This is a genomic window from Anaerosporobacter sp. (assembly GCF_965301125.1).
Genome location: NZ_CBDLAM010000151.1, coordinates 1 through 9,128, shown reverse-complemented (window position 1 = coordinate 9,128; position 9,128 = coordinate 1). Strand labels below are relative to the sequence as shown.

Here is a 9,128-nt window from a genome sequence, read left to right as displayed (position 1 = left end):
TCAAAAAATATTATTAACTTCAAATATTTCAGAAAATGATACAACACTTACTGCCTATAAAAATGGGACTATAAGTTTTAGTCAATTTCTTAAATATGCTCTTTCAAATAATTTCATAGATTTAACTAAATTAAACGTAGGCGATGAGTATTATAGCACAGAAGAATTGTACGCAAAGCTTCTAGATAGGATTATAGATACTTTGACTGATGATAGCAGTTTTAACAAAATTATATACCGAGATTTGGTATATTCGTACAAATTATCAGGAAAAGAAATTTGTCTTTTATTATTTGACCAGAGTGTGTTAGAATATGATAAGAAAGAAATAACAGGACTAAAGTCGGGTACATTATCACCTGCATCCTTTATCCAGACCAAGATAAAGAATCTTGAAATTACACCAGCGCAATTAGCTTTAGAACCTTGTTCCGGTTCTGTTGTTGTTACTGATACAAAAACTGGAGAGGTACGTGCATTGGTATCTTATCCTAGTTATGATAATAATATGTTTGCAAATCGAGTTGATTCTGGTTATTTTAATAAAATAAGTAATGATTTATCTTCACCTCTATTCAACCGTGCACTTCAAGCAAGAACTGCGCCTGGTTCAACTTACAAGATGATTACATCTGTTGCAGGATTAGAAGAAGGGGCAGTTGGATCTTCAGAAACAATACTTGATAAATATCAATTTAACAAAATTAGCAATGGACCAAAGGATCATACGAAACATTCACATGGTAAAGTTGATGTTCCAAATGCACTTGAAGTATCGTGTAACTATTTCTTCTATGAAGTTGGTTATCGACTAGGTACAGAGTCATCTGGTAATTATAACAGTAATTTAGGTCTAAAACGAATTAAGAAGTATGCTGAAATGTTTGGCTTGGGGACTACTAGCGGTATTGAATTACCGGAATACGATCCTAAGATTTCAGATTGGGATTCTGTTCGTTCTGCTATTGGACAAGGTACTAATAGCTTTACGCCAGCACAGATCGCTCGCTACGTTACTACAATTGCTAATAGAGGAACATGTTTTAACCTTACAATCTTTAATAGAGTACAAGATCTTAATAAGAAAGTAATTGAACAAAATAAATCTACCATTTTTAATAACGTAGAAATTAGTGATACTACTTGGAATTTAATCCAAGAAGGTATGTATAAGGTTGTTAATGGAGAAGACAGTTCAATTAAGAAATTGTTTGATGGAATGGACATTGAAATAGCAGGTAAAACTGGTACTGCACAGGAAAACAAAGAAAAACCAAACCATGCGTTATTTGTATCTTATGCTCCATATGATGATCCAGAAATCGCGGTTACGGTTGTAATTCCAAATGGTTATACCTCAAGTAATGCTGCTGAGCTTGCAAGAGATGTCTACAAGTATTATTATAAACAAGATGGATATAAGGATATGTTAGATAGTGAAGTAAAACTTCCTGAACTAAGCGGTGGCATTTCTGACTAGACAGATTAATGATACAAACTTTTGAAAGGAGCAAGTTGATAAATGGATAATTCAGTTATGATTAAAGGAAATCAATCAGGTATTATTGTTGTACTTGACGCTAATCTTGATTTCGAGGAATTAAAATCAAATATAGCTGAGAAATTCAAAGCATCAGCCAAATTTCTTGGAAATGCAAGTGTCGCTGTAACATTTGAAGGTAGAGAATTAACGACAGACGATGAGAGAGATATATTAGATATTATCTCAGAAAATTCTGATCTAAATGTTGTGTGTGTAGTTGATTTAGATGCAGAGAAAGAAAAGATTTTCAAACAATGTTTGAATGATAGATTGATGGAACTGTCTAGTAATACTGGACAATTTTATAAAGGAAATTTGCGTTCCGGACAAGTGCTTGAGTTCGAGACTAGTATCATTATTATCGGTGATGTGAATGCTGGAGCCAAAGTTGTATCCAAAGGAAATGTTATAATACTAGGTGCATTAAAAGGCAATGTATTTGCAGGTGCTTCTGGTAATCAGAATAGCTTTGTAGTTGCCCTTTCAATGAATCCAGTACAAATTAGGATAGGAGATATCATTGGCAGATCTCCTGATGACAAATCCACAGATATTTCCAAGGAAGCAAAGATTGCTTATGTAGAAAATGGAAACATTTATATTGAGTCCATTAGTAAAGATGTTCTTAATGACATTCGTCTATAGAACTAGTCTATAAATTGTTGTCAGTAACACTGAATATGTTCTTACTACGTTCAGTGTTACAATATGGCAACATTAGACATTATGAATCAACAAAAAGTTTGGAGGAAATTTACATGGGTGAAGTAATAGTTATAACGTCAGGAAAAGGTGGCGTTGGCAAAACAACTACCACAGCTAACGTAGGCACTGGATTAGCGAAACTAAACAAAAAAGTAGTATTAATCGATACAGATATAGGATTAAGAAATCTTGATGTTGTAATGGGTCTTGAGAATCGTATCGTATACAATTTGGTTGATGTTGTTGAAGGAAGTTGTAGAATTAAGCAAGCATTAATTAAAGACAAGAGATATCCCAATCTTTACTTATTACCATCTGCACAGACAAGAGATAAATCAGCAGTTACTCCAGAACAAATGAGAAAGTTAGCTGATGAACTTAGAGATGAGTTTGATTACATACTAATGGATTGTCCAGCTGGTATTGAACAAGGCTTTAAAAATGCTATAGCGGGAGCGGATCGTGCTTTGGTAGTTACAACTCCTGAAGTTTCGGCAGTACGCGACGCAGATAGAATTATCGGATTACTTGAGGCAAATGAAATTAAACAAACACATTTAGTTGTAAATAGACTTCGTATGGACATGGTTAAACGTGGAGATATGATGTCTAGTGACGACGTTGTTGAAATCTTAGCAGTTGACCTAATTGGTGTTGTACCTGATGATGAAGGCATCGTAATCTCAACTAACCAAGGTGAACCATTAGTAGGTGATGATACTTTAGCTGGACAAGCTTTTATGAATATTTGTAAAAGAATCACCGGGGAAAACGTTCCTTTCTTAGACTTAAATGGAAAAGCGTCATTAATGCAACGTTTAGCTAGTATATTCAAGAAATAAAAGGAGGGAATATCAAACAATGGGTATAGCAGAATTATTTAAGAAAAAAGCATCAGGTAACGTTGCGAAGGATCGTTTAAAACTTGTGCTTGTATCCGATCGTGCAAATTGTTCTCCTGAAATCATGGAACAAATGAAAAATGACATTATTAAAGTTATATCAAAATATGTGGAAATTGATGAAGAAAAGTTAGATATTGAAATTACACAAACTGACTCAGAAGAGAATAATGGCAGGGTCCCTGCACTTATTGCCAATATTCCTATCAAAGACCTGAAATCTCCACGAAAATAAGGATGATTATTCATGTTTGATTTTAAGCGTTATGACTTCAAGCGAATGAATTATTCGCTAGTCGTACTTGTTCTTATACTTGTCTGTATAGGAATTTATTTAATTCAATTAGTAGAACCAGATGATGCTAAGAAACAAATTCTTGGTTTAATCCTTGGTTTTATAGCGATGTGTTTTGTGGCACTAGTTGATTACCATTATGTTTGTCGTTTTATATGGCTAATATATTTGTTTAACATTGTTTTACTTTTACTAGTTTTTGTTCCTGGTATTGGTAAGACACAGTTTGATACACGACGTTGGATAAATCTCATCGTGTTTGACTTACAACCTGCAGAGACATGTAAAATTATGATGATTATCGTTTTTGCACAGTTTTTCACTGACAGAAAAGAAAAGATGGACCGCTTGTCAACTGTTTTTATATCAGGTATAATGGTTATATTACCTATAGTGTTGATATTAATACAGCCAGCGTTATCATCTAGTATGGTAATGGTATTTATCTACATTATCATGATTTATGCTGCAGGACTTAGTTACAAGATAATCGTACCTTTTCTTGCTATAGGATTACCAACTGTTTTAGGGCTCTATTGGTATATACAACAACCTTATCAGAAATTGTTAAAACGATATCAACTTGGTAGAATTTTATCATTTAAATTCCCAGATCAATATCCGGATTTGGTATGGCAACAAAAGATATCGGTTGAATATATTGGCTCTGGTCAGTTGTATGGAAAACTATTTTCTGGGCAATCCTTAGAGTTGAAGAGTAAAAGTTTACCGGTATCTGAAAGTGATTTTATATTTTCTGTATTAGGTGAACAATTTGGATTCATTGGTTGTTGTGTTGTTATTGGACTACTTGTAATACTGATATTTAAATGTCTTGCAGTTGCCAGAACAGCAAAAGATCATATGGGAATGCTTATAGCAACTGGTATTTCTGCAATGTTTATGTTCCAAGTGTTTGCCAATATTGGTGTTGCTACCTTCATACTACCAAATACGGGGTTACCGTTACCTTTTGTAAGTTATGGACTAAGTTCATTAGTCAGTTATATGGTTGGAATAGGATTTATATTAAATATTAGTTTACAAAGAAATAATATAAGGGGGTAAATGCATATGAATATTGGAATGATAGCACATGATGCGAAGAAAAAATTAATGCAGAACTTCTGTATTGCGTATCGCGGTATATTAAGTAAGAATGAATTATATGCGACTGGTACAACTGGCAGATTAATCGAAGAAGTTACGAATCTAAATGTTCATAAATATCTGGCTGGTCATCTAGGTGGTGAACAGCAATTGGGTGCACAAATTGAGCACAACCAAATTGATATTGTTATCTTCTTAAGAGACCCATTGACGCCTAAATCACATGAACCAGATGTAAATAACGTCGTTCAATTATGCGATACGCACAACATCCCATTAGCTACGAATTTGGCAACTGCTGAATTACTAATCAAAGCGCTAGACCGTGGCGATCTAGAATGGAGAGAAGTGTTAAAATGAGATCAAATAAGAAAATAAAATTAGTAAGCTCCCTGTTAGTATTGTTATCACTAACGGGGTGTTCGTCGTCTACCGATGCACTTATGAAATATTCTGAAATTAATTCAGATGTAGTAGGATATACAACTTCAATTGATACTGTTGATGAATATGCCAATCTCTATGGTGAAAATCTCTGCGTAATACCTTTAAAATCCGATAAAGGTGGAGATGGTAATTTAGCAGCTGAGGCTACATTATTAGTTAACAACTCTGATAATGAATTGCTGTATGCGGATAATATATATGAAAAATTATATCCAGCCAGTATAACAAAGGTAATGACCGCATTGGTAACATTAAAGAATGCAGATTTATCTGATACTGTTACAGTAAGTTATAATGCTTCTCACATAACAGAAGTTGGTGCTAGTTTATGTGGTTTACAAGAAGGAGATAAAATTAAATTAGAAGACCTACTTAATATGTTTTTAATAAGCTCTGGTAATGATGCTGGTATTGCAATTGCTGAACACGTCGCTGGAAGTGAAGAAGCATTTGCAAAAATGATGAATAAGCAAGCCAAAGAAATAGGTGCAACACATTCGAATTTTGTAAACTCTCATGGACTTCACGATGAGAATCATTATACAACAGCTTATGACATTTATTTGATTTTTCGTGAAGCACTTAAGCAGCCAACTCTTATAGACATCATAAGTGAAAAATCATATAAAGTTACCTATAGTAATGCTAGCGGTAATAATATCGAGAAAGAATACTCAACTACGAATCTTTATTTAAAAGGGAATGAAGCAATGCCAGATGGAATTACAGTAATTGGTGGCAAAACAGGAACAACGATTAAAGCTGGTTCTTGCCTTGTGCTTTACTCCAAAGATAAATCCGATAAAGAATATATATCTATAATTTTGAAGTCAGACTCTAAAGCAAGTCTGTACTCTCAAATGTCTTATTTACTTAAGTTTATCTACAAATAGTGGTTGTAAATTCTTATAGCCTATACTATAATTAACTCATATACTTATGGATCTTTGGCATATAATATTAATATACCAGCTCGGTAAGAGCTGGGTAGTTTTAAAGCTACTTAAATATCAATTGCATCACATAAGGAGGAAATTCTATGGTTCAGATTATTGTTGGTGAAAAAGGCAAGGGTAAAACTAAGGTAATTATTAACAAGGCTAATGAAAAAATGCTGAAATCTGAAGGCGCAGTTGTATACATAGACAAAAGTAATAAGCATATGTATGAACTTAATAATAAACTCAGATTAATTAGCGTGAAAGATTACCTCATAGATAATTACCATGAATTTTTAGGATTTATATGCGGAATAATATCACAAGATCATGACTTAGAATGTGTTTTTGTTGACAGTTTTTTAAAGGTAGCTCAAATTACAGATGAAGAGATAGAAACAGTAGTAGACAAACTTAAAAGAATATCAGATCAATTCCATGTTGACTTTGTTCTGAGCATATCAACATCTAGTACGAACATTACTAACAGTTTACAGGATGATGTTATAGTATCCTTATAGAAAGAATTAAGAGAGAGCAGATAACATTTCTTTTATGGAATGGATCTGCTCTTTTACACTGATACAATGGGAGTGTTAATACCAGAATCAAACTAGTCGTTTCGTAATCTGCCGAAGAAACTAAGTGCATAAAGACCACTAATACCAATAACGGCATAAATGATTCTTGAAACTAAAGTCATATCTCCGAAAATCACTCTTACGAGGTCAAATCCTAAAAATCCTATAAGACCCCAATTAATAGCTCCTATAATTACTAGAATGAGTACAATATAGTCTATGGTTTTCATAACATACCTCCTTTGTCATTCTAAAGATAGTATGTTTCTTAATTTCATAAAATATGCATTCTCTATTAACAATAAAAACAAACTAGTTATTCCATTTACCTATACAATTTTATGAATATATGATACAATAGGTGTAATTATTGAAACAATGGAGTTGCTATGTATTATAAATATTCAAATTATTTAAAAGATAAATATGGTACTAAAATTTATAAATTACCTGTGAATTTACCAATTACTTGCCCTAATCGTATCAATGGGACAGGCTGTTCTTTTTGTGCAGATATCGGAACAGGATTCGAATCTTTGGATGATAAACTAACAGTAGTAAAGCAATTGGCTGTGAACAAAGCTCATATTTCCAAACGATATCATGCAAACAAATTTATCGCTTATTTTCAAAATTATACGAATACATATATGCCACTTGAACAATTCAAGTCTTATATGACTGCCGCAGCAACTTATCCAGACATAGTTGAAATCTCCATATCAACTCGCCCAGATTGTATTAAGGATGAGTATCTACAATTTTTAAAAGAATTATCTAATGAAAGAAAAATCGCAATAACAATTGAACTAGGATTACAAACAGTAAATTACCATACACTTAATCAGATAAATAGAGGACATACTTTAGCTGAATTTTTAGACGCAGTATTAAGAATTGCAAAGTATGATTTTTGTGTGTGTACGCATATCATATTAAACTTACCTCAGGATACATTAGAAGATGTCATTGAAACTTCTAAGATACTTTCTGTATTGCCTGTTCATATTGTTAAACTACATTCCTTGTATATAGCAAAGAATTCCGAGATGGCAAAACAATATGAGGCAAATGAAATTACAATATGTTCGAAAGAAGAATATATTCAAAGACTTCGGATTTTTTTGGAATATCTTAGACCTGATATGGTAATAGAACGATTATTTTCTAGAATACCAGAAGATGATGCTGTATTCAGTAATTGGAATACAAGTTGGTGGAAACTGAAAGACGAATTTGAAGAAGAGATGAAACAGTTTAAGAGCTATCAAGGTAAACAGTATAATTATACCAATGGTTCTGCACTTGGTAGAGGAGGTTGCTTACATGAGTAGTAGAAACAGAAAAGTGGCCAAATATAGGAGACCAATTAATATTAATATTGGCGTAATAATCTTTTTTGTATTGTTTTTGTATATAGGGATTAATGTGGTTCTTTACTTGGGAAAAGATCATTTGGCAATCTACGAAGTGGTTTCAAAAACAATTGCAGATGATAATACTTGCCAAGGTGTTATTCTTCGAGAAGAAGAAGTGGTAAACTCTACTCAAGCTGGTTATGTCAATTATTATATTAAAAATGGTGAAAAAGTAGCTAAAAATTCGGTAGTTTACTCACTAGATGAGAACGGAAATACAGATGAAACTTTGGCTGATACTAATGGCTCAATAAAATTAACTGCTAAAGATATTAAAAACATACGATCAGATATAAGTAATTTCAAGAATAATTATACCTCGAGTAATTATAATGCAGTTTATGATTTTAAATACGATTTGGAGAATGCCATATTAGACTATCTTAATAATACAAATATGGAAAATATCGAGAATTTAGAATCATCTAAATCTAGTACAGCTTTTGATGTAGTAAAATCAAAGAAAAGTGGTATTGTATCATATTATTCTGATGGAATGGAAAATCTTACAGAAGATGACGTTTCTTTAGATACATTCAACACAGATTCTTATAATAAGGTTATGTTACGTACGAATGAACTGATAGAAAAAGATAGTCCTGTATATAAATTGGTAACCAATGAAAAATGGAAGTTAATTCTTAATATTACGAAAGAACAATATGAAAAATTACAAGATAAAAATTCAGTTAAGCTGACTTTTCAAAAAGATGATTTAACAGTAACAGCACCGGTTACTGTATACCAAAAAGGTGAAGGCTACTTTGCCAAATTAGAGTTCAACTCTTATATGCTACGCTATATAGAAGATCGTTTTGTTACAGTAGAATTACTTCTTAATTCAGCAAGCGGACTTAAGATACCTATTTCTTCTATAACGGAAAAGACTTTTTATAAAGCACCACGTTCTTATTTTACGAACGGTGGAGATTCAAATGAAGTTGGTGTAGTTAAAGAAACTTATACTGAAAAAGGTGAAAAAACATTTACATTCATACCAACTGAAATATACTATCAAGATGATGATTTTGGTTACGTCGATACTTCTGTCCTAAGTGCAGGCGATGTCATAAGTAACGTCGATACACAAGAAACTTATACTATATCAGAAACAGATAAACTTGAAGGCGTTTATAACGTGAATAAGGGTTACTGTGTATTTAGAAGAATTGAGAAAGTATATGAAAAC

Annotated in this window: 11 protein-coding genes; 10 read left to right on the top strand and 1 reads right to left on the bottom strand. The window is 32.6% G+C overall.

What is annotated here, in order from left to right; genetic code table 11:
- From ACW2QF_RS14680 to ACW2QF_RS14645, 8 genes are all read left to right on the top strand, one after another.
- Nucleotides 1–1,480, top strand: a 1,480-nt coding sequence (locus ACW2QF_RS14680; protein ID WP_455716758.1) for a penicillin-binding transpeptidase domain-containing protein, incomplete at its 5' end; no start/stop codon positions are given.
- A 42-nt stretch (nucleotides 1,481–1,522) separates the two neighbouring features.
- Nucleotides 1,523–2,188 carry a septum site-determining protein MinC gene (minC, locus tag ACW2QF_RS14675; protein ID WP_455716757.1) on the top strand — a complete coding sequence of 222 codons (666 nt, stop codon included), beginning with the start codon at nucleotides 1,523–1,525 and terminating at the stop codon, nucleotides 2,186–2,188.
- A gap of 113 nt (nucleotides 2,189–2,301) precedes the next feature.
- Nucleotides 2,302–3,090 carry a septum site-determining protein MinD gene (gene minD / locus ACW2QF_RS14670; protein WP_455716756.1) on the top strand — a complete coding sequence of 263 codons (789 nt, stop codon included), beginning with the start codon at nucleotides 2,302–2,304 and terminating at the stop codon, nucleotides 3,088–3,090.
- A 19-nt stretch (nucleotides 3,091–3,109) separates the two neighbouring features.
- Nucleotides 3,110–3,385, top strand: coding sequence for a cell division topological specificity factor MinE (gene minE / locus ACW2QF_RS14665; protein WP_455716755.1), 276 nt, complete (start codon nucleotides 3,110–3,112; stop codon nucleotides 3,383–3,385).
- Between the two features lie 12 nt (nucleotides 3,386–3,397).
- On the top strand, nucleotides 3,398–4,513 hold the full coding sequence (locus ACW2QF_RS14660) for an FtsW/RodA/SpoVE family cell cycle protein (RefSeq protein ID WP_455716754.1): 1,116 nt from the start codon (nucleotides 3,398–3,400) through the stop codon (nucleotides 4,511–4,513).
- A 6-nt stretch (nucleotides 4,514–4,519) separates the two neighbouring features.
- Nucleotides 4,520–4,915 (top strand): methylglyoxal synthase, encoded by a 396-nt coding sequence (locus ACW2QF_RS14655; RefSeq protein WP_455716753.1) that lies wholly within the window; start codon nucleotides 4,520–4,522, stop codon nucleotides 4,913–4,915.
- Entirely contained in the window at nucleotides 4,912–5,895 is a 984-nt protein-coding gene (locus tag ACW2QF_RS14650) for a D-alanyl-D-alanine carboxypeptidase family protein (protein WP_455716752.1), read from the top strand. The genes ACW2QF_RS14655 and ACW2QF_RS14650 overlap by 4 nt, the downstream gene beginning before the upstream one ends.
- 146 nt (nucleotides 5,896–6,041) lie before the next feature.
- Nucleotides 6,042–6,461 (top strand): twitching motility protein PilT, encoded by a 420-nt coding sequence (locus tag ACW2QF_RS14645; RefSeq protein WP_455716751.1) that lies wholly within the window; start codon nucleotides 6,042–6,044, stop codon nucleotides 6,459–6,461.
- Between the two features lie 92 nt (nucleotides 6,462–6,553).
- Here the strand turns inward: ACW2QF_RS14645 and ACW2QF_RS14640 are convergent, their stop codons facing one another.
- Complete coding sequence (locus tag ACW2QF_RS14640) at nucleotides 6,554–6,751, bottom strand: DUF378 domain-containing protein (protein WP_455716750.1); 198 nt, start codon at nucleotides 6,749–6,751, stop codon at nucleotides 6,554–6,556.
- Nucleotides 6,752–6,910: 159 nt separating this feature from the next.
- Between ACW2QF_RS14640 and ACW2QF_RS14635 the strand changes: the two genes are divergently transcribed.
- On the top strand, nucleotides 6,911–7,855 hold the full coding sequence (locus tag ACW2QF_RS14635) for a TIGR01212 family radical SAM protein (RefSeq protein WP_455716749.1): 945 nt from the start codon (nucleotides 6,911–6,913) through the stop codon (nucleotides 7,853–7,855).
- The coding region (locus tag ACW2QF_RS14630) for an HlyD family efflux transporter periplasmic adaptor subunit (protein WP_455716748.1) at nucleotides 7,848–9,128 on the top strand (1,281 nt) is incomplete at its 3' end. The genes ACW2QF_RS14635 and ACW2QF_RS14630, both read left to right, overlap by 8 nt.

What these genes read in the sequence shown, in the direction of transcription:
- ACW2QF_RS14655 (WP_455716753.1), top strand. Translation starts at nt 4,520, where the DNA reads ATGAATATTGGAATGATAGCACATGATGCGAAGAAAAAATTAATGCAG.
- ACW2QF_RS14645 (WP_455716751.1), top strand. Translation starts at nt 6,042, where the DNA reads ATGGTTCAGATTATTGTTGGTGAAAAAGGCAAGGGTAAAACTAAGGTA.
- minC (WP_455716757.1), top strand. Translation starts at nt 1,523, where the DNA reads ATGGATAATTCAGTTATGATTAAAGGAAATCAATCAGGTATTATTGTT.
- minD (WP_455716756.1), top strand. Translation starts at nt 2,302, where the DNA reads ATGGGTGAAGTAATAGTTATAACGTCAGGAAAAGGTGGCGTTGGCAAA.
- minE (WP_455716755.1), top strand. Translation starts at nt 3,110, where the DNA reads ATGGGTATAGCAGAATTATTTAAGAAAAAAGCATCAGGTAACGTTGCG.
- ACW2QF_RS14640 (WP_455716750.1), bottom strand. Translation starts at nt 6,751, where the DNA reads ATGAAAACCATAGACTATATTGTACTCATTCTAGTAATTATAGGAGCT.
- ACW2QF_RS14635 (WP_455716749.1), top strand. Translation starts at nt 6,911, where the DNA reads ATGTATTATAAATATTCAAATTATTTAAAAGATAAATATGGTACTAAA.
- ACW2QF_RS14650 (WP_455716752.1), top strand. Translation starts at nt 4,912, where the DNA reads ATGAGATCAAATAAGAAAATAAAATTAGTAAGCTCCCTGTTAGTATTG.
- ACW2QF_RS14660 (WP_455716754.1), top strand. Translation starts at nt 3,398, where the DNA reads ATGTTTGATTTTAAGCGTTATGACTTCAAGCGAATGAATTATTCGCTA.